General features: G+C 67.3%; 28 protein-coding genes. 17 read left to right on the top strand and 11 right to left on the bottom strand.

The features are described from left to right. Nucleotides 1–3: 3 nt before the first annotated feature. From IBX22_RS32600 to IBX22_RS32610, 3 genes are all read right to left on the bottom strand, one after another. Nucleotides 4–1,104, bottom strand: a complete 1,101-nt coding sequence (locus IBX22_RS32600; RefSeq protein WP_194819648.1) for a BMP family protein — start codon at nucleotides 1,102–1,104, stop codon at nucleotides 4–6. 181 nt (nucleotides 1,105–1,285) lie between these two features. After that, on the bottom strand, nucleotides 1,286–1,936 hold the full coding sequence (locus tag IBX22_RS32605) for a maleylpyruvate isomerase N-terminal domain-containing protein (protein WP_194819649.1): 651 nt from the start codon (nucleotides 1,934–1,936) through the stop codon (nucleotides 1,286–1,288). A gap of 22 nt (nucleotides 1,937–1,958) precedes the next feature. Further along, on the bottom strand, nucleotides 1,959–2,792 hold the full coding sequence (locus IBX22_RS32610; RefSeq protein ID WP_194819650.1) for an SMP-30/gluconolactonase/LRE family protein: 834 nt from the start codon (nucleotides 2,790–2,792) through the stop codon (nucleotides 1,959–1,961). A gap of 364 nt (nucleotides 2,793–3,156) precedes the next feature. On the opposite strand from IBX22_RS32610, the gene IBX22_RS32615 reads away from it, so the two are divergent. The 6 genes from IBX22_RS32615 to IBX22_RS32640 all read left to right on the top strand — a co-directional run bounded on the left by IBX22_RS32615 (nucleotide 3,157) and on the right by IBX22_RS32640 (nucleotide 8,830). After that, nucleotides 3,157–3,642 carry a methylated-DNA--[protein]-cysteine S-methyltransferase gene (locus IBX22_RS32615; protein ID WP_194819651.1) on the top strand — a complete coding sequence of 162 codons (486 nt, stop codon included), beginning with the start codon at nucleotides 3,157–3,159 and terminating at the stop codon, nucleotides 3,640–3,642. Then, nucleotides 3,635–4,339: a 2OG-Fe(II) oxygenase gene (locus IBX22_RS32620; protein WP_309234881.1), complete on the top strand. Its 705-nt coding sequence runs from the start codon at nucleotides 3,635–3,637 to the stop codon at nucleotides 4,337–4,339. Before IBX22_RS32615 ends, IBX22_RS32620 begins: the two co-directional genes overlap by 8 nt. A gap of 114 nt (nucleotides 4,340–4,453) precedes the next feature. Next, entirely contained in the window at nucleotides 4,454–5,530 is a 1,077-nt protein-coding gene (locus IBX22_RS32625) for a sugar ABC transporter substrate-binding protein (protein WP_194819653.1), read from the top strand. A gap of 73 nt (nucleotides 5,531–5,603) precedes the next feature. Continuing rightward, nucleotides 5,604–6,377, top strand: coding sequence for an ATP-binding cassette domain-containing protein (locus tag IBX22_RS32630; protein ID WP_194819654.1), 774 nt, complete (start codon nucleotides 5,604–5,606; stop codon nucleotides 6,375–6,377). Next, the gene (locus tag IBX22_RS32635) at nucleotides 6,374–7,612 is read left to right on the top strand and encodes a sugar ABC transporter permease (protein ID WP_194819655.1); all 1,239 of its coding nucleotides are present in this window, start codon (nucleotides 6,374–6,376) and stop codon (nucleotides 7,610–7,612) included. Before IBX22_RS32630 ends, IBX22_RS32635 begins: the two co-directional genes overlap by 4 nt. A 39-nt stretch (nucleotides 7,613–7,651) precedes the next feature. Further along, the gene (locus IBX22_RS32640) at nucleotides 7,652–8,830 is read left to right on the top strand and encodes an ROK family protein (protein WP_309234882.1); all 1,179 of its coding nucleotides are present in this window, start codon (nucleotides 7,652–7,654) and stop codon (nucleotides 8,828–8,830) included. Here the strand turns inward: IBX22_RS32640 and IBX22_RS32645 are convergent. Continuing rightward, nucleotides 8,790–9,698, bottom strand: a complete 909-nt coding sequence (locus IBX22_RS32645; RefSeq protein ID WP_194819657.1) for a bile acid:sodium symporter family protein — start codon at nucleotides 9,696–9,698, stop codon at nucleotides 8,790–8,792. The genes IBX22_RS32640 and IBX22_RS32645 overlap by 41 nt on opposite strands. Before the next feature lie 243 nt (nucleotides 9,699–9,941). Here IBX22_RS32645 and IBX22_RS32650 point away from each other — a divergent pair, with 243 nt between their 5' ends. After that, nucleotides 9,942–10,331 carry a hypothetical protein gene (locus tag IBX22_RS32650; protein WP_194819658.1) on the top strand — a complete coding sequence of 130 codons (390 nt, stop codon included), beginning with the start codon at nucleotides 9,942–9,944 and terminating at the stop codon, nucleotides 10,329–10,331. Here the strand turns inward: IBX22_RS32650 and IBX22_RS32655 are convergent. Beyond that, nucleotides 10,328–10,822 (bottom strand): CGNR zinc finger domain-containing protein, encoded by a 495-nt coding sequence (locus tag IBX22_RS32655; RefSeq protein WP_194819659.1) that lies wholly within the window; start codon nucleotides 10,820–10,822, stop codon nucleotides 10,328–10,330. The two genes, IBX22_RS32650 and IBX22_RS32655, sit on opposite strands and share 4 nt — an antisense overlap. A gap of 25 nt (nucleotides 10,823–10,847) precedes the next feature. Here IBX22_RS32655 and IBX22_RS32660 point away from each other — a divergent pair, with 25 nt between their 5' ends. Continuing rightward, nucleotides 10,848–11,015 (top strand): hypothetical protein, encoded by a 168-nt coding sequence (locus IBX22_RS32660; RefSeq protein WP_194819660.1) that lies wholly within the window; start codon nucleotides 10,848–10,850, stop codon nucleotides 11,013–11,015. On the opposite strand, the gene IBX22_RS32665 is transcribed toward IBX22_RS32660, so the two are convergent. Both IBX22_RS32665 and IBX22_RS32670 read right to left on the bottom strand, forming a co-directional pair. Then, a complete protein-coding gene (locus IBX22_RS32665; RefSeq protein WP_309234883.1) occupies nucleotides 11,012–12,301 on the bottom strand; it encodes a sensor domain-containing diguanylate cyclase in 1,290 nt (429 codons plus the stop codon). The genes IBX22_RS32660 and IBX22_RS32665 overlap by 4 nt on opposite strands. Before the next feature lie 25 nt (nucleotides 12,302–12,326). Then, nucleotides 12,327–13,136, bottom strand: a complete 810-nt coding sequence (locus tag IBX22_RS32670) for an SAM-dependent methyltransferase (protein WP_194819661.1) — start codon at nucleotides 13,134–13,136, stop codon at nucleotides 12,327–12,329. A gap of 329 nt (nucleotides 13,137–13,465) precedes the next feature. Here IBX22_RS32670 and IBX22_RS32675 point away from each other — a divergent pair, with 329 nt between their 5' ends. After that, nucleotides 13,466–14,374: a cation diffusion facilitator family transporter gene (locus IBX22_RS32675; protein WP_309234884.1), complete on the top strand. Its 909-nt coding sequence runs from the start codon at nucleotides 13,466–13,468 to the stop codon at nucleotides 14,372–14,374. Here IBX22_RS32675 and IBX22_RS32680 read toward each other — a convergent pair. Further along, complete coding sequence (locus IBX22_RS32680; RefSeq protein ID WP_194819663.1) at nucleotides 14,348–15,022, bottom strand: TetR/AcrR family transcriptional regulator; 675 nt, start codon at nucleotides 15,020–15,022, stop codon at nucleotides 14,348–14,350. The genes IBX22_RS32675 and IBX22_RS32680 overlap by 27 nt on opposite strands. A 101-nt stretch (nucleotides 15,023–15,123) precedes the next feature. Here IBX22_RS32680 and IBX22_RS32685 point away from each other — a divergent pair, with 101 nt between their 5' ends. After that, on the top strand, nucleotides 15,124–16,587 hold the full coding sequence (locus IBX22_RS32685; RefSeq protein WP_194819664.1) for a cytochrome P450: 1,464 nt from the start codon (nucleotides 15,124–15,126) through the stop codon (nucleotides 16,585–16,587). Beyond that, on the top strand, nucleotides 16,584–16,778 hold the full coding sequence (locus IBX22_RS32690) for a ferredoxin (RefSeq protein WP_194819665.1): 195 nt from the start codon (nucleotides 16,584–16,586) through the stop codon (nucleotides 16,776–16,778). The genes IBX22_RS32685 and IBX22_RS32690 overlap by 4 nt, the downstream gene beginning before the upstream one ends. A gap of 16 nt (nucleotides 16,779–16,794) precedes the next feature. Here the strand turns inward: IBX22_RS32690 and IBX22_RS32695 are convergent, their stop codons facing one another. Further along, entirely contained in the window at nucleotides 16,795–17,385 is a 591-nt protein-coding gene (locus IBX22_RS32695) for a TetR/AcrR family transcriptional regulator (protein WP_194819666.1), read from the bottom strand. 112 nt (nucleotides 17,386–17,497) lie between these two features. On the opposite strand from IBX22_RS32695, the gene IBX22_RS32700 reads away from it, so the two are divergent. From IBX22_RS32700 to IBX22_RS32715, 4 genes are all read left to right on the top strand, one after another. Continuing rightward, on the top strand, nucleotides 17,498–18,517 hold the full coding sequence (locus IBX22_RS32700) for an oxygenase MpaB family protein (protein WP_194819667.1): 1,020 nt from the start codon (nucleotides 17,498–17,500) through the stop codon (nucleotides 18,515–18,517). 3 nt (nucleotides 18,518–18,520) lie between these two features. Beyond that, nucleotides 18,521–19,855 (top strand): oxygenase MpaB family protein, encoded by a 1,335-nt coding sequence (locus IBX22_RS32705; RefSeq protein ID WP_194819668.1) that lies wholly within the window; start codon nucleotides 18,521–18,523, stop codon nucleotides 19,853–19,855. Beyond that, on the top strand, nucleotides 19,855–20,103 hold the full coding sequence (locus IBX22_RS32710; protein ID WP_228539984.1) for a 2Fe-2S iron-sulfur cluster binding domain-containing protein: 249 nt from the start codon (nucleotides 19,855–19,857) through the stop codon (nucleotides 20,101–20,103). The genes IBX22_RS32705 and IBX22_RS32710 overlap by 1 nt, the downstream gene beginning before the upstream one ends. Before the next feature lie 77 nt (nucleotides 20,104–20,180). Beyond that, nucleotides 20,181–21,446, top strand: a complete 1,266-nt coding sequence (locus tag IBX22_RS32715; RefSeq protein WP_194819670.1) for a hypothetical protein — start codon at nucleotides 20,181–20,183, stop codon at nucleotides 21,444–21,446. On the opposite strand, the gene IBX22_RS32720 is transcribed toward IBX22_RS32715, so the two are convergent. Further along, nucleotides 21,447–21,833: a DUF5994 family protein gene (locus tag IBX22_RS32720; RefSeq protein WP_194819671.1), complete on the bottom strand. Its 387-nt coding sequence runs from the start codon at nucleotides 21,831–21,833 to the stop codon at nucleotides 21,447–21,449. A gap of 241 nt (nucleotides 21,834–22,074) precedes the next feature. Here IBX22_RS32720 and IBX22_RS32725 point away from each other — a divergent pair, with 241 nt between their 5' ends. Next, the gene (locus IBX22_RS32725) at nucleotides 22,075–23,301 is read left to right on the top strand and encodes an acyl-CoA desaturase (protein ID WP_194819672.1); all 1,227 of its coding nucleotides are present in this window, start codon (nucleotides 22,075–22,077) and stop codon (nucleotides 23,299–23,301) included. Nucleotides 23,302–23,698: 397 nt separating this feature from the next. Beyond that, nucleotides 23,699–24,625 carry a phosphatidylinositol mannoside acyltransferase gene (locus IBX22_RS32730; protein ID WP_194819673.1) on the top strand — a complete coding sequence of 309 codons (927 nt, stop codon included), beginning with the start codon at nucleotides 23,699–23,701 and terminating at the stop codon, nucleotides 24,623–24,625. Here the strand turns inward: IBX22_RS32730 and IBX22_RS32735 are convergent. Further along, nucleotides 24,622–25,455, bottom strand: a complete 834-nt coding sequence (locus IBX22_RS32735; RefSeq protein ID WP_194819674.1) for a DUF72 domain-containing protein — start codon at nucleotides 25,453–25,455, stop codon at nucleotides 24,622–24,624. The two genes, IBX22_RS32730 and IBX22_RS32735, sit on opposite strands and share 4 nt — an antisense overlap. Nucleotides 25,456–25,545 lie beyond the last annotated feature (90 nt).

Here is a 25,545-nt window from a genome sequence, read left to right on the forward strand (position 1 = left end):
GCGTTACGGCTTCGGGGCGGCCGGTGAGGAGACCACCACCGTGCCCGCGACGATGTCGGCCTGCAGTTGCTTGATCTCCTGCTTCAGCGGCTCCGGGACCTTGCTGTCGAACTCGTAGAACGGTGCCAGGGCGACACCCTTGTTGTTCAACGTGCCCACGTAGCGGCCGTCCTTGGCGCCCTCGTTGAAGGCGTTGTCGATCGCGACCCGGATCGCCGAGGAGATGTCCTTCATCGACGAGGACAGAATGATCTGCTTGTACTCCGGAACCGCCTGGTAGCCATCGGAATCCACCCAGATCATGGTCGCGTTGCCCTTGTCCTTGATGGCGGACGCGCCACCCAGGCCGACCGGCCCGGCGACCGGGTGGACCACATCGGCGCCCTGGGCCAGGAAGTTCTCGGTCAGCGACCGGCCCGCGCTGGTGTCATCGAAATTGCCGGTGAACGAACCCTTCTGGGCCTGGGTGTCCCAGCCGAGGACCGCGGTATTGGTGTTGTGCACCTGGTTGTACTTGGCGACACCGGCGGCGAAGCCGTCCATGAAGATGGTGACCGCCGGAATCTGCATGCCGCCCCAGGTGGCGACCTTCGCGGTCTTCGTGGTGCCCGCCGCCAGGTAGCCCGCGAGATAGGACGATTGCGCCGCGTTGAACTCCATCGAGTACACGTTCGGCAGCTCGACGTGCGAGTCGACGATGGCGAACCGCTGCTCCGGATTCTCCTTGGCGACCGTGCTGATCGCGTCCGCCATCAGGCCGCCGACACCGATCACCAGACCGCAGCTCGAGTCGTCGGCCGAGGCCCGCAGGTTGGGTTCGTAGTCGGCGGTGCTGTTGGACTGCCGGTAGCTGCCGGAGATCGCCTTGTTGGCGTCGACCGCGGCCTTGACGCCGTTCCACCCGGATTCGTTGAACGACTTGTCGTCCACACCGCCCGCGTCGGTGACCATGCAGGCCCGGAACTTCGCATCCGAGGAGCCGTAGGTGTTGCCGGATCCTTTGCCGTCCTTCTCGGCCGGCGGAGAACCGCAGGCAGACAGTAGTGCGAGCGCGACGGCGGCACCGCCGGCGACGGCGGTCTTCAAGGCAGTGGCAGATCTCATCTGCTCACATTTACCCCATCTCCGGTTGGCGCGAATGAAATTGAAACATTGCTTTACACAATTTCGGTCTCCGCACCGAGATACGCCGCCCGCACGAATGCCGCGCACGCCTCCGGTTGTTTGGCGCCCGCGTCGTCTTCGACCCCGCTGTTGCGGCGGTTCCTCGGCGAGCCCGTGACACCTATGGCTGGGGTGTGCTGTCCCAGCGCCATTGGGTGCGGCGCGGGCGGCCGGGTAGATCGGTGCGGCCGGTGGCCCACAACAGGGTGGGCCAGGGGTCGGGGGATGCCTCGGTGTCCGGGAAGAGGCGGGCGAGGGCCCGGGCGCATAGATCGGCAGGTGGGGTCCAAGGGAGGTCGAGGCCTTGGGCCAGGTCGTGGGTGTGCACGAGGGTTTCGACGAGGCCCATCGCGGCGAAGCCTTCCGGGTCGGAGACGCCGAAGACGTGGTAGGCGCGGGTCTGGGGCGGGGTTGTGCGCACCATGGCGACCAGGAGGGCGGCGCTCGCTTCCAGGACCTGGAGCAGGCCGGCGGGTCCCGACTTGTGGTCCGCGTGCACGGCATTCGCGGGACCGCCGGGGCGTCGCCGCTCGTAGACGAACGGCACATGGCCGTCCACGGGTGGTGTTTTGGGGCCGAGCTGGACGGCGTAGGCGAAGAGGTCGTCGCTGAGGTGCTCGACTGTTTCCCAGCAATCCCATTCCAGGGCACCGGCTTTGCCGTCCCACGCGGACGGCGACGCCGCACGAAGGGTCGACACGGCGAGCTGGACGGCGAGGTCGAGATCGTCCGCGGTGACGGGAGTACGGCCGGACGCGGTGGGGCGAGACATGGCCCGACCGTACCGGCTGAGGTCAGGGCCGGCCTGCTCCCGGCGCGGGTGCGGGGAAGGCCACCACTCGGCCAGTGGGCGAGTCGGATTCGCCGCCCCAGCTCTGGCCGACGACGTAGAGGCGCGGGTTCTCCCCACGGCTGAGCGCACACGCGAAGGCGCCGCGATCGAGTTCGAGGGTGGCCAGGATTTGGCCGCCTTCCCCGACCCGGACGCAATGTTGATTGCCGACATCGGCGTACCAGAGCCGGCCTTCGGCGTCGAAGCAGATGCCGTCCGGGTGATCACCAGGGGTTTTCGCCCACACCCTGCGGCCGCCGAGCGTGCCGTCGGGTGCGATGTCGAACGCTGTGAGCTGATCGGCGTAGGACTCGGCCACCACCAAGGTCCGGCCATCGGGGGTGATCGCCAGCCCGTTCGGGAAGGCGAGGTCGCCCGCGACCTGCCGGACAGTGCCGTCCGCGGTGACGAGCGCGATGACGCCCGGCGCGAATTCCCCACCCGGGAAATCGAATCCGATGTTGTCGACATAGGCGTTGCCGCGGGCGTCGACGACGATGTCGTTCCACGGCTGCTCGGAGATCGCGGAAAGATCCGCGTGCTCGACGAGCGCGCCGGACGGCTCGCGACGGAGCAGCCTGCGCCGCGCCGAATCGACGATCAGTAGTTGCCCGTCGGGCAGAAAGTCGATGCACATCGGGAACGAGTCGACACTCGCCACGACTTCGTGCCGCCGGTCGTCACCGACCGCGATCACCTGCCCGGCCCCCCAATCGGAGAACCAGAGCCGCCCGTCGTGCCACCGCGGCGACTCCCCGAACACGATGCCTTCCAGCAGAACCTCAGGTGCGGTCACGTCCGGACTACCTTTCGTCGTAGATATGAATGCAGACGGAGCCGAGCCCGAAAACTCATCGCGCCGAATGGTCAGCGGGAACTGCGTGCACACCGCGGTCGTGAATCTTTGTCCGGCCCGGAAAACTCGTGCAGGCCTGTGAACTGCGAATTCTCCTGAATGGCCCGCTGTCCCAGCGGGCGGATAGCTCCGCTGCTCCGTAGCGTTCCGCGCAGCCCGCCGAGTCGGGCCGGCCGTCCGGGCACTGCAGGAGGGGAGTGCCCGGGCGGTCGATTCTCATGTCAATGCTGTGTCTGATTCCCGCCAGCTGTGGTGGCTGGGGTGCTGCAGATTGGGGATAGGACGTTGACGAGAGGAGTCGGAGATGACGGTGTACGCGTACGTGGGCAGCCCGCTGGGGGAGTTGCGGTTGGCCGGGGAGCGTGTCGGCGCCGGTGTTGTCCTGGCGTCGGTCGCCATGGTGGACGGGCCGGTGCGAGATCGTCGGAACGAGGACGTCGAGGCCTTCGAAGAGGTTGCCGCGCAGCTGCGTTCGTACTTTGCCGGCGAGTTGATGCGGTTCGATCTCGAATTCGCCGACAGTGGCACCGAATTCCAGCGGCGGGTGTGGGCGGCCCTGGACGCTATCCCTTATGGGACGACCGTCAGCTACGGCGAGATCGCCGCCCGCATCGGGGCGCCCCGGGATCGGGTGCGGGCGGTCGCGGCGGCGATCGGGGCGAATCCGCTGCTGGTGGTGCGGCCGTGTCATCGGGTGATCGGTGTGAACGGCGCGATGACCGGGTATGCGGGCGGGCTGGAGCGAAAGCAGCGGCTGCTGGCACTGGAAGGGGTGCTCCTCGGTGTCTGACGCAGTGGGTACGGTTGTCGCCGAACAGGATTGGCCCGCGATCGCCGTGGAACTCGCCGAGCACGGCCACGCCCTGACCGGCCCGCTGCTCACGCCCGGCGAATGCCGGGAGATCGCCGGATATTTCGCGGAGGAGCACCGGTTCCGCACGACCGTCGAGATGGCCCGGCACCGCTTCGGCTCGGGCCGCTATCGCTACTTCACGCACGATCTACCGCCCGTCGTGGCGGAACTGCGCCAGGCCTTCTATCCGAATCTGCTACCGGTGGCCCGGGATTGGGCGGACAAGCTGGGGCAGGCGGCACCCTGGCCGGACACCCTCGACGAGTGGATCGCGATGTGCCACAGCGCCGGTCAGCGCAAATCCGCGCAGATCCTGCTGCGCTACGAATCGGGTGACTGGAATGCGCTGCATCGGGATCTGTTCGGCGACATGGTCTTTCCGCTCCAGGTGGTGATCGGCTTGGACGCGGACTACACCGGCGGTGAATTCCTGATGGTCGAGCAGCGTCCGCGTGCCCAGTCGCGCGGCTATGCCACGACCGTCCCGCGCGGGCACGGGCTGATCTTCACCACTCGCGACCGTCCGCTGCCGAGCGCGCGCGGCTGGTCGGTGGCGCCGATGCGGCACGGCGTCAGCGTGCTGCGTTCCGGCACCCGCCACACCCTCGGGCTGGTGTTCCACGAGGCGACCTGACCGATTTGCCCGAAGAGGTTGTGCTCCAGGTCACAGTCGAATATGTTGCACCAAACAACATTCGCTCGACTCGACCGCCCGGCGCACCCGGGGCGGTCCGATGAAAGGCCCACCATGCGCAAGGGCATTCTCACCATCACCGCTGTTTCGGCCGCGCTGCTCACCTCCCTCACCGCCTGCGGCGATGACGAGAGCGGCTCGGGCTCCGGCGCCAAGATCGGGGTGATCCTGCCGGACAGCAAGACCTCCGCCCGCTGGGAGACCGCGGACCGGAAGTATCTGCAGGAGGCGTTCGACAAGGCGGGGGTGAAGGCCGATATCCAGAACGCGCAGGGCGACAAGGGCGCGTTCCAGACGATCGCCGATCAGATGATCACCAACGGGGCGAATGTTCTGCTGATCACCAACCTGGACAGCGGCACCGGCAAAGCGGTGATCGAGAAGGCCCGCTCGCAGGGTGTCACCGTCATCGATTACGACCGGCTGACCCTCGGCGGCGGCGCGGAGTACTACGTGTCGTTCGACAATGTGAAGGTCGGCAACCTGATCGGGGAAGGCCTGGTCAAATGCCTCACCGAGAAGAACGCACCCAAGCCCACCGTGGCGTACCTGAACGGCGGCCCCACCGACAACAACGCCACCCTGTTCCGCAGCGGTTACGACGGCGTGCTGAAGCCGAAGTTCGACTCCGGTGAGTACCTGAAGGGTCCGGATCAGGCGGTGCCGGAATGGGATAACACCAAGGCGGGCACCATCTTCGAGCAGATGCTCACCGGCACACCGAATCTCGGTGGCGTGGCCGCGGCCAACGACGGCATGGCCAACGCCGCGATCGCCGTGTTGAAGAAGCAGAAGCTCAACGGTCAGGTCCCGGTCACCGGGCAGGACGCGACGGTGCAGGGCCTGCAGAACGTGCTCGCCGGCGACCAGTGCATGACCGTGTACAAGGCGATCAAGCAGGAAGCGGCGGCCGCCGCGGAGCTGGCGATCGCCTTGACCAAGGGCGAGAAGGGCACCACCAACGGCAAGGTGGCCGACCCGGAGTCGAAGAAGGATGTGCCTTCGGTGCTGCTCGAGCCCAAGCCCATCTATAAGGCCAACGTCAAGGACGTGATCGCCGACGGGTACGTCACCAAGAGTGAACTGTGCACCGGCGATGTCGCGAAACTCTGCGCGGACAACGGAATCTGACGCACACCCCCCGCACCAGCTCCTTCCGCGGTTTCGATGAGGGGACCGCGGAAGGAGCAGTAGGAGTTTCTTGATGACTGACACCCCGATCATCGAATTACGGGGCATAGACAAAAGTTTCGGCGCGGTCCAGGTGCTGCACGACGTCGCCTTCACCGCTCGCTCGGGTGAGGTGACCGCACTCGTCGGCGACAACGGCGCGGGTAAGTCCACGCTGGTGAAATGCATCGGCGGCACCCACCCCATCGACGCGGGCGAGTTCCTGTTCGAGGGTGCGCCGGTGCACGTGCACAGTCCACGCGACGCGGCCGCGCTCGGCATCGAGATCGTCTACCAGGACCTCGCGCTCTGCGACAACCTCGACATCGTGCAGAACATGTTCCTCGGCCGGGAACGCCGGCGCGGGCTCGTCCTCGACGAGTACGGAATGGAAGAGCTGGCCGGAAAAACCTTGGCGGGCTTGTCGGTTCGCACCGTGAAGTCGGTGCGCCAGCAGGTGTCGAGCCTGTCCGGCGGGCAACGCCAAACCGTCGCGATCGCCAAAGCGGTGCTCTGGAACAGCAAGGTCGTGATCCTGGACGAGCCGACCGCCGCGCTCGGCGTCGCCCAGACCCAGCAGGTGCTCGAACTGGTGCGCACCCTCGCCGACCGTGGCCTGGCCGTAGTCCTGATCTCGCACAACATGAATGACGTGTTCGCGGTGTCGGATCGGATCGCCGCGCTGTATCTGGGGCGCATGGCCGCCCAGGTGCGCACCTCCGATGTCACCCACGCCCAAGTCGTCGAACTGATCACCGCCGGACGCAGCGGTGAGCTCGGCATCAGCACGAACGGAGCCGGCCGATGAGCGTGGCGCTCACCAAAGAACCTGCTGCCGCAGCCCCTTTCAGCGATCTGGCCAGGACTTATGTCGATCGGGTCCGCAGCGGCGACATGGGCGCACTGCCCTCGGTGATCGCGCTGATCGTGCTGTCGGTGATCTTCTCCGTGGCCCGTCCGGTGTTCCTGACCCAGGCCAACTTCGCGAACCTGCTCACCCAGGGCGCGGCGATCGCGGTCATCGCGATGGGCTTGATCTTCGTGCTGCTGCTCGGCGAGATCGACCTGTCGGCCGGATTCACCAGCGGCGTGTGCGCGGCGGTGCTGGCGGTGCTGCTCACCGACAAGGGCTGGCCCTGGTATGTGGCCGTAGGTGTTTCGCTGCTGACCGGCGTCGCGATCGGGTTGACGATCGGCGCGGTCGTGGTGCGGATCGGCATTCCGTCGTTCGTGGTCACCCTCGCGGCCTTCCTCGCCTTGCAGGGCGTCGCCCTGAAGATCATGGACAACGGGCGCAACATCTCGATCACCGATTCGACCATCGTGGCGATCGCGAACAAGAACGTGCCGCCGCTGCTCGGCTGGATCATGTACGCGATCCTGCTGGCCGGGTTCGCGCTGATCCAGTTCCGAAAGCTGCAGGCGCGCACCAAACTCGGGCTGACCGGGGAGACGTTGCCGGTGATCGCCCTGCGGATCGCGGCCGTCGCGCTCGTGGTCGGCATCGTGGTGGGCGTGCTCAACGACGAACGCAGCCGCAACCCCGCGATGAACTCGCTGCAGGGCATGCCGATCGTGGTACCGCTCATCGCGGTGCTCCTGCTGCTGTGGACATTCGTGCTGCGCCGCACCGCGTTTGGACGGCACATCTACGCGGTCGGCGGGAATGCCGAGGCCGCCCGCCGGGCGGGCATCGCGGTCGATCGCATCAAAATCACCGCGTTCGTGCTGTGTTCGACCATGGCGGCGGTCGGCGGGCTGATCGCGGCCTCGCGCGCCAACTCCGTAGATCCGAACACCGGCGGCAGCGATGTGCTGCTCACCGCGGTCGGCGCGGCCGTCATCGGCGGTACCAGCCTGTTCGGCGGCCGGGGCCGGATGCTCGACGCGGTGCTGGGCGCGGCGGTGGTGGCGGTGATCAACAACGGCATGGGGCTGATGGGCTTCAGTGCGGGCACGAAATTCGTTGTGACAGGATTCGTGCTGCTGTTGGCAGCGGGTGTGGATGCGTTGTCGCGCAAACGAGCTCAGTTGCACAGCTAGAAGGGCCATCGATAGACGCAGGGAGAGGGGACGATCAGCGTGCGAGCGGCCCCTTCACCCGAGGAGATCCGGCGGCGGAACCTAGCGGTCCTGCTGCGGCACATCCATCGCGGTGGCCCGATGTCGCGGGCGGTGCTGGCCGAGCGAATGGGCTTGAACCGCAGCACCATTCTGGCGCTCACCGCGGATTTGGCCGCGGCTGGTCTGGTCAGCGAGGAACTGCCCGGCCAGACCGGTAAGGCGGGCCGCCCTTCGCTGGTCGTCCGCCCGTCCGAACAGGTCTACGTGGTGGCTCTCGACGTCGGCGCGGACCGGCTCGCCGCCGGGCGGGTCGGTTTGGGCGGGGCGGTTCTGGACCGCACCGAAACCCCGCGCACCAGCCGCACTTTCGACCCGGACGAGGTGACCACCGCGCTGGCCGCCATGGCGCGCACCATGATCGACAGCGCGGGCCCGGACACCCGCTGTGCCGGAGTCGGCGTCGCGTTCTGCGGAATGGTCCGCGAATCCGACGGCGTCGTCCGGTACGGCCCGAACATCGGCTGGGTCGACGTCCCGATCGGCGCGCGCCTGTCCGAGGAACTCGGCCTCCAGGTCACGGTCGGCAACAACGCCAACCTCGGCGCGCTCGCCGAACGCGAACGCGGCGTCGGCATCGATGTGGAAAACCTGATCTACCTGCACGGCGATGTCGGGATCGGTGGCGGAATCATCTTGGGCGGCAACCTGATCGGCGGCGAAGGCGGTTACTGCGGCGAAGTCGGGCACATGATCGTGAACCCGGGCGGACGGCCGTGTGCCTGCGGCTCGCGGGGCTGCCTGGAGGCCGAGGCCGGTGAGCTGGCTCTGATCGCGGCGGCGGGACGCACCGACCCGCCGGGCCGCGCGGTGGTCGAGGCGATCGTCGACGCCGCCGGCCGCGGTGACGCCCGCTCCCGGGATGCCCTGCATCAGGTCGGTGACTGGCTCGGCTACGGCGTCGCCAACCTGGTCAACATCTTCAATCCGTCGGTGGTCGTCTTCGGGGGCGTGCTGCGCGAAATCTATCTGGCCTCCGCCGCGCAGGTCCGCAGCCGCCTCGCCGTCGACGGCCTGCTCGCGCTGCGCGAACCCGTCCGCCTGCGCACCTCGGCCCTGGCCGCCGACGCCACTCTGCTCGGCGCCGCCGAACTCGCTTTCACCGATCTGCTGACCGATCCGCTGCGGTCACCGGGCTGAACGTGCCGTCGGCCCGGGCGCGCCGGGTCATCAACCACCCCGCGGCCAACGCCAGCGGCAACATGTTCACCCCGTAGACCCCGGCCGGCACAGCCATCCGGATATCGCCGAGCAGGCTGATCGCGATCGTCATCGCCAGCGTGCTGTTGTGAATGCCGACCTCCATCGAACACGCGATCGCCTGCGCGTGCCGCACCCCCGCCACCTTCGGCACCCAGTACCCGATGGCGAGGCTCGCCACCGCGAACAACAGCATGACCACCCCGACTTGCAGCAGGTAGTCGAGGATATTGGCGCGCTCAGCGAAGATCGCGGCGAGCGTGATCAGAGCCAGGAACACGATCGAGGAGATCCGCACCGGCCGATCCATCGCCCGCGCGAACCCCGGCGCCCAGCGTCGCGTCAGCATGCCGGTGACCACCGGGACCAGCACGATCAGGAACACCTGCACGACCTTGCCGAACTGTAGTCCGAGCCCGCCCGTACCGGCGGGCTCGAAATACTCCAGGGCGAAGTTGGTGACCAGCGGTAGCGTCACAACCGCGATCACCGAGTTCACGGCTGTCAGCGTCACATTCAGCGCGACGTCGCCGTGGAACAGATGACTGAGCAGATTCGCCGTGGCCCCGCCGGGGGAGGCGGCCAGCAGCAGGACGCCCACGGCCGGCTGCGGCGCCAGATCCAGCAGCAGCACCAGGCCGAGGGCGATCGCGGGCAGCAGGACGATCTGGCAGCTCAGCGCCACCACCACGGCCTTCGGGTATTTCACGACGCGGGCGAAATCGGCGACTGTCAGGGCCAGGCCGAGCCCGAACATGATGAGCGCCAGGGCTATCGGGAGTGCCACGGTGACCTGCCAGCCATCCATGCGTCACCTCGCCATGTCGAACGTGTCAACCACAGTAGCGGCTGTCTCGGACGTAACCGTTGTTCACACGAATCTGGCTGCACCAGAACGTGTTTCAGCACAGGAATTGGCACCAAGATCAGCAGGGGGAGCGATACACTCATTTGCAGGCCAGTTCTCCTGTGAATTGCCGAATTGACCTCGAGCGCAAGAACGTTAGACCGGGAGGCCTCGCCTCCCCCGGGCAGCAACCGGAGGTGCAAGATGATCGACAACACGTACTCGGACGCGGGAGACACCGCCGATCCTCAGCAGCACCCAACCGGCAATCGCATGTGGACCGTCTCGGCCGTCGTCGTGCGCGACGAGTATTCCAGACCATTCAGTGGTGTGGTCGCCGCCGCGCATCTCGGTGACGCGGCCGAGCAGCTCTGTGAATACCTCCCCGAGCCCCAGGATGAGGGCGACTATTACCTTGTGGCGCAACAGGTTCCGTTGATGGGGCGAGGGCAGCGAGCGGCCACCATGCCGCGGCCCACCTGGGTCAGCCCGATCCACCGCGACGACGACACCGGCGCGAAGACCTACGGCCGGTGGACCGTCGCCGACCAGCTACCCGGTTTCCGCAAGCACGGCCAGCGCAGCGCGAGTTAACCTCTGGCCCGGTGCTCCGCCACATGAACTCGGTTGGAGCACCGGGTGGTACAGAACCGTCGCCGCCCATTGCGCGAGGTATCCACGAACACCGATTCGCACCCTTCCCGGGCGCACCGCCCGATCCGTTCCGGCGCATCGCAGAACAGCTCCGCGAGTCCCATCGCGGTGTAGGCCTTGACGCGTTCGACCGTCGGCAGGTCGATGCGCGAGAAGTGCATGTGCGGCGCCCGGCCGTCATGCGTGGAGATATAGGGCTCACTGGTGGTCTCGGCCAGCAGCTCGTTGAGCAGCTGCACCGACGGCGCGTCGAACGCGGCGTCGAGTCTGGTGATCCACCTGCGTAATTCCCGGATCTGCCGCTCGTCCAGCGAACCCAGCGGCTTGTAGTCCGCGTCGTCGAGCAACTGTTGCAGATCGGTCTCCGACGTCGAGTTCACGAGCTGAGCCGCCAGTTCCGCCGCCGCGCCACCGTAAGGGTTGAAATGCACTAACTCATTACATCAGGCTGTTGACATGGATACCAGCTGCCCCACCTGCCAGTGGCCCGCACCCACCCTTGTCTCGGCGCACGGCACGACCCGCTACCTGCGGTGCGTCTGCGGGCAATGGCTGATCAGCGAACACGCCGCTGTCGTTGCCACCGCCGGTGCCAGCGACTTCCTGCTGGCCGAGGTGGATTAACGGTGCCGCGCCTGCGGGCCGCCACCGGCGGCCTTGTCGCGGTACATCGCGGTGTCGACGGTGTGCATGAGCGCGTCGATATCCCGGGGCTTCTCCTCGGCGAACACCGTGCCGATGCTCGCGCCCACCGTCACCGGCTGCCCGGCCACCTCGATCGGCGCGGCCAGCGCCGCCCGCAGGCGCCGGGAGATCGCCGAAAGCTGGTGCTCGCCCTCGCACCGGTCGACCAGCACGATGAACTCGTCGCCGCCGATGCGGGCGGCGAGCCCACCGGCCGGCTCGACGGCGGCCCGCAGCCGGTGCGCCACATCACGCAGCACCCGGTCGCCGACCGTGTGGCCCCAGTGGTCGTTGATCTCCTTGAACCCGTCCAGGTCCAGATAGCAAACCCCCAGCGGCGCGGTCGCATTCGCCAGCCGGTCGAAGAACAGCACCCGGTTCGGCAACCCGGTGAGGTTGTCGTGATTCGCGTCGTGCCAGAGCTGATTCGCCAGTTGCTGACGTGCGGTGACGTCGATGGCGACGCCGATGACGAACTGGATCTGCCCGCTGCTGTCCCGCACCGCCGACATCGACAGGTCGATATAGGCGAAACCCCCGTCGGGGCGCACATGTTCGGTTTCCAGCCGGAACCGGTCGATCCGCCCGGACAACATCAGCTGCATCTGCTCGAAGGCGTAGCCGATATTGTCCGGGCCGAGTAGTTCCGCCACCGAACGTCCCGGCATGAGATGTTCGGGTAGACCGAGCATTTCGGCGAAGGCGCGGTTCACGTCGAGCACCCGGCCCATGGTGTCCAGGGTGCCGATACCGACCGAGGCGCCCTCGAAGACGGCCTGGAACCTGGCTTCGGACAGCTGTCTTCGCGCCTCGGCCTCCTGCGCCGCGGCCAGGGCCGCCGCGAGCGTGGTTTCCTGCTCGCCGAGCGCGGCGCTGCGGAGCGCGGCGGTAAAGCCCGCCGCGAATTCGGCCGCGACGGTGATGGCGCGCTCGCGGACCCGCTCGTACTCGGGACCGGTGCGGCCCGGGCAGATCTCGGCCACCATGTCCCGGCAGATGATGCCGATGGACCGGCTCACCGCCACCGGATCTCGATAGTTCGCCGCCACCAGCACGGCCGCCGCGTCGTAGGCGACCTGCGCGGCGGCCTCCTCGCGCAGGGTGGCGAGGAGGATCTCGGCCAGGTCGGCGAGCAGCGCTTCGATCTGGGTGCGGGTGCGAGTGGGGGCGACTACGCCGTCGAGCGCGTCGGCCCAGCGCACCGCCAGCTCACCCACTCCACTCACCGTCCCCCTGCTCCTAGAGCAGTTTTCAGCTCTTCTGGCCGACGCCCGCCAAGCCCAGCGACCGGCCCGGCGCCTCGTGCTGGTCGCGCTCGGACTCCGGCCGCCAGGCAGGCAGCTCGACGACTCCGGGTTCGACCAGGTCCCACCCGTCGAACATAGTCTCGATACCCGCACGGCCGCGGAAGTGGATGCCGATTCGATTCTGATTTGCCGCGTTTTCGCCCAGTTGAGCGGCATCTTCGGGCCGCATTTCGGAGGTCAGATGCGAAATCGCTACGTAGCTGCCGGTGGGGACAACGGCTCGTAACGCGGCGACCTTCTCGGTGGGCGCGTCGGCGTCGGCGAGCAGGTGCAGCACGGCCACCAGCAGCACGCCGACCGGCTGCTCGAAATCGATCAGGCCCGTCTGGCGCACCTGGTCGAGCAGCGGTTCCGGCTTGCGCAGGTCGGCTTCGGTGGCGGCGGCACGGTCATTGCCCAGCAGGATGGCATTGGCGTGCGCGACCGCGACCGGATCGATGTCCACATAGTGGACGCGGATCTCCGGGTCGATGCTCTGCGCGACCTCGTGCACATTGCCCGCGGTCGGGATGCCGGAGCCGATGTCGAGGAACTGCTTGATCCCGGCGTCGGCCATGAATCGCACCGCCCGGCGCAGGAACGCCCGGTTGCTCAGCGCTACCCGGGGCAGATCGGGTACCAGTCGCTTGCCCATTTCGGCGGCTTGGCGGTCGATCTCGAAGTTGTGCGAGCCGCCCAGCAGGGCGTCGTACATGCGTGCCGGGCTTGCCTGCTGCATATCCACGCCCTCGGGCGCCCACGCCGGCCTATCCATTCCAACCCCTTTGACCTCATCCGAAAGCCTCGAAAGGCAATGTCCGAATAGTAGTCGGGTAGTTGAATCCCGGTGCACCCCAGAAGATCACGATTGCGCACGGAGCAACCTCTGAGACAGTTACCCGAATGCAAAAGATGCAGACATGCGCATGGTTGCACACTGAGCTAGGCTGTCCGGCGGAAGCCATACACACGAAATGAGGGCGCTGGGTTATGGGTGGAGATCACTGCGGGTCGGAGCAGCCGGAGGCGTCGGCCGTCATCGCGCCGCCGTCGTCCCATAATCACAGCAAAGGCGCAGATCACGGGCACAGTCATGACCACGGCGTGTCCGCCGACGCGGACCGGCGCTGGCTCGGTATCGCGCTCGCCCTGATCACCACGTTCATGGCCGCCGAGGTCGTCGTCGGCCTCCTCGCGCACTCGCTGGCCCTGATCTCCGATGCCGCGCACATGCTCACCGACGCCGCCTCGATCGTGCTCGCACTCATCGCGATCCGGCTGGCCAAGCGCCCGGCCGGCGGCAAGTACACCTACGGCTACAAGCGCGCCGAGATCTTGTCCGCGCAGGCCAACGGCATCACGCTGCTGCTGCTCGCGGCGTGGTTCGTCTACGAGGGCATCCAGCGCTTGATCGATCCGCCCGACGTCGAGGGCCCGCTGGTGCTGATCACCGCGCTGTTCGGGATCGTGGTGAACATCATCGCCGCCTGGTGCATCAGCAAGGCCAACCGGACCAGCCTCAATGTCGAAGGCGCGTTCCAGCACATCCTCAACGACCTGTACGCGTTCATCGGCACCGCCATCGCCGGCGCGGTGGTCTGGCTGGCGGGGTGGCCGCGCGCCGACGCCATCGCCGCCCTCGTGGTGGCCGCCCTGATGCTCAAGGCCGGCTGGGGCCTGGTGCGCGAATCCGGCCGCATTTTCCTCGAAGCCGCCCCGGCGCACCTCGACCCCGACGCCATCGGTGCCCGCCTGGTCGGCATCCCGCAGGTGGCGGAGGTGCACGACCTGCATGTCTGGGTGATCACCTCGGGTCAGCCGTCGCTGTCCGCGCACGTCCTGGTCGACGACGGCGCCGACTGCCATGCCCTGCGCTCGGTCATCGAGACGGTCCTGCACGACGACTTCGACTTGGAGCACACCACCCTCCAGGTCGACCACGTCGGCGAAGCCGCCCGGCCCGCCGACGACACGCATTGCGCCGACTCACACGGCCCGGTGCACCGCTCCTGAATCGCCCAGGCGGGCATCGACCGCGGGCAGCCGGTTGATCATGTCGATCGCATAGTCGGCCAGCAGGTCGATGAGGGTGGGCTGGTCGACGGGGAGATGGCCGTCGATCCAGGTCAGGACGAGCTCGGCGGCGCCCCCGGTGATGAGCTGCGACACGGTGGCGACGGCGGTGTCCTGGCCTTCCGGGAGGTCCAGCACCAGGCGGGTCTGTTCGATGATGACCTCGGAGACGCGATGCATGCCCGCGAAGCGCGTGCGCATCAGCGCTTCGTTCCCATAGGCCTGGGCGAACACGAGTTTCGCCCGCCGCGGGTCGTCGGTGAGGTCGGTGATGAGCGCGGCGACCCCGGCCCGAATTCGGTAGGCGGGCTCACCCGCGGTTTCCGCGACGGCGGCGCGGGCGCGGGCCAGGGCCGAATCCTGGATCTCCACCAGCAGTTCCGCGGCGAGGGTATCGAGATCGGGGAAGGCCTCGTAGAAGAAGCGCGGGCCGACGCGGGCCTGTTCGCACAGGCCGCGGACGGTCAGGGCGGACAGGCCGTGGGTGCCGATGATGTCGAGGGCGGCATCGAGCAGCCGCCGCCGCCGATCCTCGCGGCGCTCTTCGGTGGAGGTGCCGCGGTAGGTGCCGGTGAAAGCTCTGCTCACCCTGCCCAGCTTGGCACGGAAGAAGTTGGGAAACAAACGTTTACGGAAACCTCAGTTTCCGATATGGTCGAGTGACTCGCATCACACGAAGGGTGCTGATCATGAGTCTTCTTGCGCCACCGGCAATCAACGACGTTTCCGGAGCCGTGCGCCAGGTCCGAGCACGCGTGGCGGGGGAGGTGCAGCGGGTCGGCGCCCGCCTGACCGAGCGCTATCCCGCCTCCGCGCGCCCGTTGGCCGAGCCGCCGCCCGGCAGCGGATTACGGCCGATCATGGGCAATTTCGGGCCGCCCGGCATCGGCTACACACTGAGCACGCTGGCTGATCCGATCCCGTTCGCCCGCAGGCGTTTCGAACGCTACGGCCCGATCCAGTGGTTCGGGATCCTGGGGCGGCGCGCGGTCACCATCGGCAGTCCGGCGGCGTTGGAAGCCGTCCTGCTGGACCGCGACAAGGTCTTCTCCGCGCAACGCGGCTGGGAATTCCTGATCGGCCCCTTCTTTCACGGCGGACTGCTGCTGCGCGATTTCGACGAGCATCTGTTCCATCGCCGGATCATGCAGCAGGCATTCACCCGGCCCCGGCTGGTCGGCTACCTGGACCTGACGACACCCCGCATCGCCGAGGGCATCAGCGCCTGGCAGCCGAGCCGGAACTTCCACGCCTACACCGCGATCAAGCAACTGCTGCTCGAACAGGCGACCGCGGTGTTCGCCGGGGCGCAACTCGGACCGGAGGGCACCCGCCTGGCCCGAGCCTTCGAGGACGCCGTCGCCGGTGGCAAAGCCCTTGTCCGGGCGAATGTTCCGGGCGGCGTGTGGGCTCGGGGCCTGCGCGGCCGCCGCCTGCTCGCCGGCTATTTCCGCCGCGAACTGCCCGCCAAACGGGCGGGCTCCGGTGCCGATCTGTTCAGCGTGCTCAGCCGCGCGACCACCGAGGACGGCCATACCTTCACCGACGACGAAGTGGTCGAGCACATGATCTTCGTGATGATGGCCGCCCACGACACCAGCACCATCGCCGCGTCGATGCTGATGTACGAACTCGGCCGGCGCCCGGAGTGGCAGGACCGGCTGCGCGCCGAATCCGTTGCGCTGGGCAAGGATGCACTCGACTACGGGGACCTGGACCGCCTGCCCGCCATGGATATGGCGTTTCGCGAAGTGCTGCGGATGTACGCGCCGGTGGCGCAGCAGGCTCGCGAAACCATCGCCGACACCAATGTGCTGGATTACTTCCTGCCGCGGGGCACACTGGTTATGTGCAGCCCATACGCGATGATGCACACCGACGAATACTGGCCGGACGCACACGTTTTCGACCCGGAGCGCTTCGCCCCCGACCGCCGCGAGGACAAATCGCACCGCTTCACGTGGGCCCCGTTCGGCGGTGGCGCGCACAAGTGCATCGGCCTCTACTTCGGCGGGATGACCGTGAAAGCCGTGCTGCACCAGGTACTTCTGCGGTACCGGTGGAGCGTGCCCGCGGATTACCGGGTCCCGCTGGTGGCGGGCACCGGGCCGACACCGGCCGACGGGCTGCCGATCCGGTTGGAGCGCCTATGAGGGTCGTGGCCGACCGGGAGCGCTGCGAGGGGCACGGTATGTGTGAGGCGGTGGCGCCCACGCTGTTTCGCGTGGCCGACGACGGGATCACCGAGCCGCTGGTCGATACCGTCGCCGATGCGGATCGCCAGCTGATCGCCCTTGCGGTCGACAGCTGCCCGGTCCAAGCGCTTCGCCTCCAGTCATCCTGAGTGACCTTGCCCCGCACTACTCGCGTTCTGCTCGCGGCTCGCCGGCCTGCGGTTCCTGAAAGAAGTTGAGCACCAACCGGGTGATGTCGGCGAGGAACCGCTCCCGGGTAATGGGCGGATCGTCGAGCACATAACGGGTGGTGAGGTGCTCCACCGTGCGCACCAGCATCCACGAGGCAGCGTCGAAATCCAGGTCCGCGGGCAGTAGATGCCGCCGCATGACGAGCGCGGCGCGAGCGAGTTCCCCGATCTGCTGTTCGAACGCGAACACCGCGTTGCTGGTGCTCAACCGCGGGGTTTGCTCGAGCACGGCGCGCAGCAGCGCCGGATGTTCGCCCAGGGCGTCCAGCAGCACCGAAATCGCTTCGGGAATACCGACTTCCGGCGGCGCGGTCAGGTTGGCCAGCGCGTGCCGGAGTACCTGGGTCGCGACATCCTCGTTGTACCGCTCGATGACGGCACTGACGATGGCATCTTTGTTGGGAAAGTACTGGTACAGCGAACCAGGGCTGATGCCCGCGGCATCGGCGATCCGATTGGTGGACGCACCCTCGTATCCGTGCGCGATGAGCACCTGCTGACCCGCGTCGATGATCCGCGCCACCATCGCTCGCGAACGGTCTTGGCGTGGAGCCTTTCTCGGCGCTGCCCGGCGTCTAGGCGGCATGGGTGACAAACGCGAATTGAATGCGAGTAAAAGCTCGTGTCAGCATCGGTCCATGGTGTCACAGACAGTTGTCCCTCGCGAGCGGTCCGAAGCTGTACCGCTCGGCCCGGACTCGTTGACGTGGAAGATCTTCGGCTCCCTGTACTTCGCACCGACGGGCTTGTTCCTCGGGATGGTGCAGAACATGCACCCGGGGCTCGGCGCGGGCGTGGAGTTCCATTCGAAACTGAGCGAGGAGTTCTACCAGCGGGTGCTCCGGTCCGCCTACCCGATCACCGGCGTCGTCTTCGACGGGCCGCGCGCCGTGGACACCGCCCGCGAGATCGTCGACTATCACCGCACGATCAAGGGCGTCGACGCACAGGGCCGCCGCTATCACGCACTGGACCCGGGCACCTTCTATTGGGCGCACGCCGTGTTCTTCATGCAGACCCTGCGCACGGGGGAGCTGTTCATGGGCGGGCTCACCGAAACACAGCGCGAACAACTCTGGCGCGAGCAGTACCAGTGGTACGAGCTGTACGGCATGAGCATGCGGGTGGTGCCCAAGAGCTGGCCGGAGTTCCAGGAGTACTGGCGCGACATGATCGATAACGTCTTGGAGCCGACCAATGCCGCCTGGGAGGTCTACCACCTCGCCGAGCAGGTGCCGATTTTCCCGATTTTCCCGATTGTGCGGCACACCCCGAAAACGCTGTGGAACAAGGCGATACGGCCGTCCGGTGCCCGGTTCTACCAGTTCCTCACCATCGGACTGTGTGACCCCGCGATCCGAAAGACCATGGGCTTCACCTGGTCCGAGCGGGATCAACGCCGGTTCACAGCCTGGTGCCGGGTGTTCAGTGTGATGAACAGATGGACGCCGGACGAGGCCAAGTACTTCTTCCCGCGCATCCGAGCCGGACTGCGCCGCGAAAACGGCCGCCGCCCCGCCGATCTCGCGCCGCCGGAAGCGCCGGAACTGCTCTGGCCCGCACCGGAATTCCGCGACCAGCCCCAGCACTACTGCCCGGTACACGCCGACTACGGAACGGACACGAAGTCCAAATTCCGTCAGCTGACAGGATTTTGAGCGATGCAGGCCCTGGAAAAGCACCACAACGATTACTACTACCGGCCCGGGATGGCGCTGCGTCCACCGCCGCCGCGGGCGGTCGCCTCGGATCTTTGGTATCAGCCGCGCAAGAACATGCTCGGGCACTGGATCGATGTCCGGCCGGTGCCGGCCGAGACGCCGCGTACCCGGCTGATGGCCGATCATCTGTGGCAGGGCGACGAACAGATGGACGCTGTGGTCGCGGCGTTCCGGCGGATCGGCACCGCCAAGGGGCGGCGCATGCTCGAGCAGGCTCTCGACCACGGGATCGAATCCGTAGACGGCCCACCAGCGGAGCTGGTCACGCTGTTCGAGCAGCTGGACAACCCGCCGGAGTGGTACGACCCGGAACTGTGGGAGTACGGCCGCCAACTCTGGATCAACGTCTCCACCGCCGGGAAGCTGGCGATGGGCGTGCAGGACTTCATGGGCACCTTCGTCGGTGCGGAAGTCGCCTCGGCCACCGGCGCGACGGGGCGGTTCGTCAACGACCCGTATCGCCGCAACCTGGAGACCGCCACTTGGTTCCGCAATGTCACCCGGGCCGGCGGCATGGATCGCTGGTCGCCGGTGTTCAAGGACACCGTCCGGGTGCGGCTGATGCACTCCCAGGTTCGTGCCGGGCTCCGAAAGTCTTGGGGTGAAGAACATTTCGCCCACCACGGCAACCCCATCTCGAACGCCACCATGATGGGCGCGGCCGTCACCTTCGGGATCTCACCGATCTGTTTCGACCACACCCACGGCCGCCCCGCCACCGACGCGCAACTCGACGCGGTCATGCACTACTGGGCTTACATCGCCTACATTTTCGGCGTCTCCGAGACCCTCATCCCGCGCACCGCCCGCGCGGGCATGGAGCTGGCCGACTACATGGTCGCGACCGCGGGCGTCGCGCCGGAGTGGACGGACCTGATGGCAGGCGCGGCCACGCACCGATTCGCCGGCACGCGGCTGCGGGACCGGGCGAAAATCCTCGCTGCCGCACCGGCGCTGGGCCTGCTGGCCTACTTCAGCAGCGAAGGCTTGGTGCGCGCGCTGCTCGACAGCACACCCCTGCGCGCGGTGCCGGTGCGGCCATGGGACCGAATCGTCGGCGCGGCAGCTACTTTCGAGGTGCGGCTGCGGGCACTGGATGACCAGTTGCCCGGAGCCGCCCGCCGGATGCGCTGGCGGGCAAGAGGTTACGACCCGGCATGGCGGCGCAATACCCAGATCGCCAAAGCGCTGGCGGCCCGGGTCGGTATCCACGGCACCCCCTACGACCAGCACGACGCCACCGCCGACGGCGTGGCCCGCTGTCCGATGCGCTGATGGATCGCCTCGTCGTCGAACTGCGCCGCTCCGGCCGCACGGTAACCGTGGCGCCGGAGCTCACAGTTCTGGAAGCCTTGGAGGACAACGGGATCGAGGTCCCCTCGATGTGCCGGGCGGGTATCTGCGGCACCTGCGAAACCCCGGTGCTGGCCGCCGAGTTCGCACCAGAAGTCCGCGCGCCCGCGACACTTCGGCTGTGCGTCACCGAATCCGGGACGATGACCCGGCTGGCCCTGGATCTGTAGGCCCGATTTAACTCGCGCACGAGGCATTTTGCGCGCAAATGAACGGCAATCGCGCCCGCCTCGGCTAGCGTGAGCTGGTGCGACGCACCGGTCAGCTCGAGTTGGTCACGGCATTTCTGGCCGCCGTGATCGGTGGACTGGCGCTCACCACACCGATCTCCATGGCCTGGGCCGAGGGCACCTCCACCCTGCAGATGGAGCTGCTCGGATACAGCATGCCCCGCGCCACCGCGATCGGCTGCGTCGCCGCGGTGATGGTCGCGGTCTTCGCGAGCACCGCGAATTCGGCCGTGGTGGCCTGGTGGGTGGCAGTGGCCGGCACGGTGATTCTGCTGGCCAATCACATCCTGGGCAGTCTCTCCGCCACGATGGCGCCGCTCACCACCTTGAACTATGTCGACTCGCTGGCCGGCGGGGTGCTGCTGGGCGGTGTGGCCGCCGCCGCGTGGTCCCGGCTGGCGGCGATCGCTGTCTTCGTCCTCGGCTCGCTCTTCAGCATCGCGCTGGGCGACGTCAGCGTCTCGGAGACCGAATACGGCGACCCGGCCCGGCACTCGCCGGTCCTCGAGTTCATCGTCGGCTCCCCGCCGATGTGGCTGATCTGGCCGGTGGCCGCCCTGGCCATGCTGTGCGCACTGCGCGGTCAGCGCAGCGAGCCGGCGGAGATCTCGGTCGAGCTGCCGTTGCGGCCGATCGTGGCGGCGCTGGTGACCACGTCGGTGCCGCTGTTCGGCTCGGAGTGGCTGGCTCAGCACGGCAGCACGTTCCTCGACATCGCGCTGGTCGCGGTGGCGACGGTGGTGGCGGGCACGATCGCGGCGCTGCTGCTGCCGGGCCGGGACGGGCTGCTGCTGACCCTGGCCGTGGCGCTGGGGGCGGTGGGTGGTGTGATCGCGTTCTCCGCGCAGACGAACTGGCTGGTGCCGGCACTGTTCGCGGCCTGCGCGGGCGGATTGTGGGCGGGTGCGCGGTGGCCGCTGCCCGCGGTGGGGATGGCCGCGCTCGTGGCGCTGGCACTGCTCGCCGCGCTGAGCGGGGTATCGCACGGCACCGCGCTGGCCATTGCCGGCGTCGGCCTGGCCGCGATCACCGGCTACTGCTTCACCGCGGCGCTGCCCACCCACAGCGCGAGCCTGATGCTCTGTATCGCACCGCTTTTCGTGCCTGGACTGGTGGTGGCGATGCGCGGGCGGGTGTTCCAGGAAAACGGCCGGCCGCAGATGCATGCCGAGCCGGGCCTGCTCAGTGATGTCGCTCCGGGGGTGGCCGCGCTGCTGGTGACCATCGGGTGCGCCGGCGGCTTCCTGCTGGTGCGCAAGCTGCGGCCGCCCGGCGTGGAGTAGTCAGCGGAACGGGATGCGGGACCGGGCGGCGGGCGGAATCACCCGCAGCACGATCTTGGCGCCGTCGATCCCGAGGATGTAGACGATATTGCCCAGCTCGAAGCGCTGCGGGACCAGTTGCACCGCGCGCTCGCCGAGGCGCAGCATCCGCGGCGCGCCCAGGGTCCAGCCGTGCGGGTTGTAGGCGACCCGCCAGGGCGTCCCCACGTGCGGCTTCAGGGCGTCCAATAAAAGCGGGAGCTCGGCGGTCAGATGCCTGGTCCGGGGCCACCACACGCCGTCTATCCCACCGAACTGCGGAGGGGTAGGGGTGAATTTCACCTGCGCGGTATTGACCGAGGGCAGATGTTGGCGGCCGCAGAGCAGCCGAAGGTGGTTTGGCGCCATATGGCGGCTCCTTTTCCGACGAAATCCACCCTACACGCGGTTCATGATCAGCTATTCGGGGCTGCGTGGAAACAGCGAAACAACATGGGGTGTCGAAGATTTCGCACCGGGCGAACAATTAGCCACGGGCGGGTACGCTAGCTTGTAGTAGCCAGTGGTCACACTCCCCGGTCCAGTCCTCGCCGTGTGGAGCCGCTTTACGGTCTGATCACCGAGCTGCCCCACTCCTGGAGGACTGGAAATGGCCATTACCGATGTCGCTGTCTACGCGCATCTCAGTGCCGCGGATATCGAGGCGCTCGGGCAGGAGCTGGACACGATTCGCCGCGATGTCACCGAGCAGCGCGGCGCCGCCGATGCCGCCTATATTCGCCGCACCATCGCCTGCCAGCGCGGTCTCGACGCCGCCGCGCGGCTGCTTATCGCGTGCAGCCGGGGCAAGGCCGGCTGGATTCTCGGCACCACCGCGCTGGCGGTGGCGAAAAGTATCGAGAACATGGAGATCGGCCACAATGTCTCACACGGCCAATGGGATTGGATGAACGATCCCGAAATCCATTCCACCACTTGGGAATGGGATATGGCGGGGTTGTCGAGCCAGTGGCGTTTTTCGCATAATTACCGGCACCACGTATTCACCAACGTCCTCGACCTGGACGACGACATCGGCTTCGGCGTCATACGGGTCACCCGGGATCAGGCGTGGCGGCCCCGGCTGCTGCTGCAACCGCTGCAAAACCTGCTCCTGGCGGCAACTTTCGAGTGGGGCATCGCGCTGCACGACCTGTACTCCGAGCAGGAGCGAGTCGAGGGCGAAGCCGCGAAGAAGGCGCACACCAAGGCGCTGCTGGCCAAGGTCGCCCGCCAGACCGGCAAGGACTATCTGTTGTTCCCGGCGCTGAGCGGACGACGTTGGAAGCGCACCCTCGCGGCCAACGTAAGCGCCAACACCATGCGCAACCTGTGGGCGTATGTGGTCATCTTCTGCGGCCATTTCCCGGACGGCGCAGAGAAATTCACGCCGGCGGCACTGGTCGACGAGACCAAACCCGAATGGTATCTGCGCCAAATGCTGGGCACCGCCAACTTCGACGCCGGACCGGTACTCGCCTTCATGAGCGGGAATCTGTGCCACCAGATCGAGCACCATCTTTTCCCGGACCTGCCGAGTAACCGCTACGCCGAAATCGCGGTGCGGGTGCGGGCGCTGTGCGACAAGTACGACCTGCCCTACACCACCGGCTCGCTGCCGCGTCAGTATCTGCTGACGCTGCGCACGATCCACAAATTGGCATTTCCCGATTGGCTGCTCACCGCGACCTCCGACGATGCACCGGAAACCGCCTCCGAACGACGCTTCGGTGTTGTCGAGCCCCCTGCCCAGCCGGGTGCGCTGCGCCGCGGCTTACGTACCGCCTTGCGAGAAACGCACCTTCGCCGCAAAGGTTTTCGTGCTGTCGTCAATTAGCACCCGAGGCGCAGTGCGTTCGCGGGAGTGCTTTCGCGAACATGTTTATCTGTGCGTGCGGAGGGTAATCTGAGTAGGTTGCCCCAGACCCCGGTAGCCGTGCAACAGCCCAGTTGCGTGTTCATCGTGCGTCGGGGAGATAGGGAGGCAGCTATGTCCGGCCCGGCTGCACAGTTCCACATAGACCCAACCACTGGCGAGGCGCGTCCACGCGAGCGGCCGCCACTGCTGACCCTGCTGCGAACGCTGGTCGATGGTAACGAGATTCGGGAACGCCGAATCCCGTTCGCCGGCAACGAACCGGGACATCCGCGCGGTCGCGACGACAACTGAGTCAGCGACTCGCCGTCCACCCGATCTGCGCCCAGATCCCCGCGCGCCCAGGAACAATCGAGGAGTGAATCTCAGGGAGCGGGCAGTAGATCTCGGTTATGCGGCGGGCTGGCGGATGGTGCGTGCGCTGCCCGAGCGCTGGGCGGTCGGGTTGTTCGACGCGGGCGCGGACTACGCGGCCCGGCGAGGCGACTCGGAACAGTTGCGGCGCAATCTTTCCCGAGTTCTCGGTGTCACGCCCGAGCACGTCCCGGACGAACTCGTCCGCGCCAATCTCCGCTCCTACGCCCGGTATTGGCGGGAGGCGTTCCGGTTGCCCGGTATGGATCCGGTGGCGCTGGTCGAAGAGATCGAGAGCTCGGCCACCGGCCTCGAGCACATCCTCGACGCCAAAGCCCATGGGCGCGGCATCATTCTGGCGTTGCCGCACAGCGGCAACTGGGATTTGGCCGGCATCTGGGTAGTGCGGCGAATCGGCACACCCACCGTCATCAACGAACGCCTGCGGCCGGAATCGCTGTTCCAGCGGTTCGTCAGATTCCGCGAGGGGCTGGGCTTCGAGATCATTCCGCTCACCGGCAGCGCGGCCCCGCCGTTCGACCTGCTCGCCGATCGCTTGCGCGCGGGCCGCCTGGTGGGTCTGCTGGGCGAGCGCGATATCTCGGGCACCGGCGTACCGGTCAGCTTCTTCGGCGAGCCGATGCGCATGCCGTCCGGACCCGCCCGCCTGGCCATCGAAACCGGCGCGGATCTGCTTCCGGTGCACTGCTGGTACACCCGCGACGGCTGGGGTTTCTCGGTCGGCGCGCCCATCGACACCTCGGGTGGGGTGGACGGCACCACCCAGCTGCTGGCCGACCGGTTCGCCGAGAACATCGCGGCCCACCCCGCCGATTGGCACATGCTGCAGCCGCTGTGGACGGCCGATTTCTCCGAGGCCCGGCAGGCCAAGATGCGAGCGCGCCGGCAGTCCGCCGGAATGCCCGACTAGAACAGCGTCATCGGCTCGGTCGGCTCGGGTTCGGGCAACGGCTCCAGCTCGGGTAGTCGCGCGCGGACTTCCGCGTGGAAACGGCGGGCCAGCGGCAGCGAGCTCGCGTTGTCGGGCGTATGGATGAACACGGTGGGGGAGCGACCCTCGCGCAGCCAACCCGTGACAGTGTCCAGCCACGGTTGCCAGCCCGCGACGGTGCGCTCGGCATCGTCGCGTCCGTGATATCGCACGACGGGAAACTCGGTGAGCGCCAAGGTTCTTCGCGGCACCCGTGGCTTCTTCGACCACGCCTCCTGCTCGGCCGCGCTCTGCGGTAGACCCTCGAAAAGTGTTGTGGTGTCGAAGGTTACCCACTCCGCGCCCACCTGTCCGAGGACGTATTCCAGCTGTCGTGCGGCGCGCTCGTTCTCGAAGAACGCGGGATGGCGGACCTCCACCGCCGAACGCGACGGCAGCTCCCGCAGGAACCCGGCCAGCGCCCCGAGCTCGTTCGGCCCGAACGACGCCGGTAACTGCACCCACCAGGCATGCACTCGTGGTCCGAGCGGTTCCATCGCGGTCAGGAACTCGCGCAGCGGCCCCTCGGCATCGATCAGCCGGCGCTCGTGCGTGATCGGCTTCGGCAGCTTCACCAGGAACCGGAAATCCGGCCCGGTCTGCGCCGCCCAGGATGTCACCGTGCTCCGCGACGGTGTGGCGTAGAACGTCGTATTTCCTTCCACCGCAGTGCAATTACTGGCATAGACCCGCAGCGCCGCGCTCGCGGGCAACTGCCCTTCCTGCCACGCCGCGTGCCGCCACATCGCACATCCCACGTGAAGCCGCATGTCACCGACGCTATCGCACCCCCCAAGCGGCCATTGCCGTAGGCACGGAGCGGGATTCGTGGCGCGTTCGTGCGTTGCCACGCCAGGTAT

Source organism: Nocardia sp. XZ_19_385 (assembly GCF_015355755.1).
In the GTDB taxonomy this organism is placed as follows: domain Bacteria; phylum Actinomycetota; class Actinomycetes; order Mycobacteriales; family Mycobacteriaceae; genus Nocardia.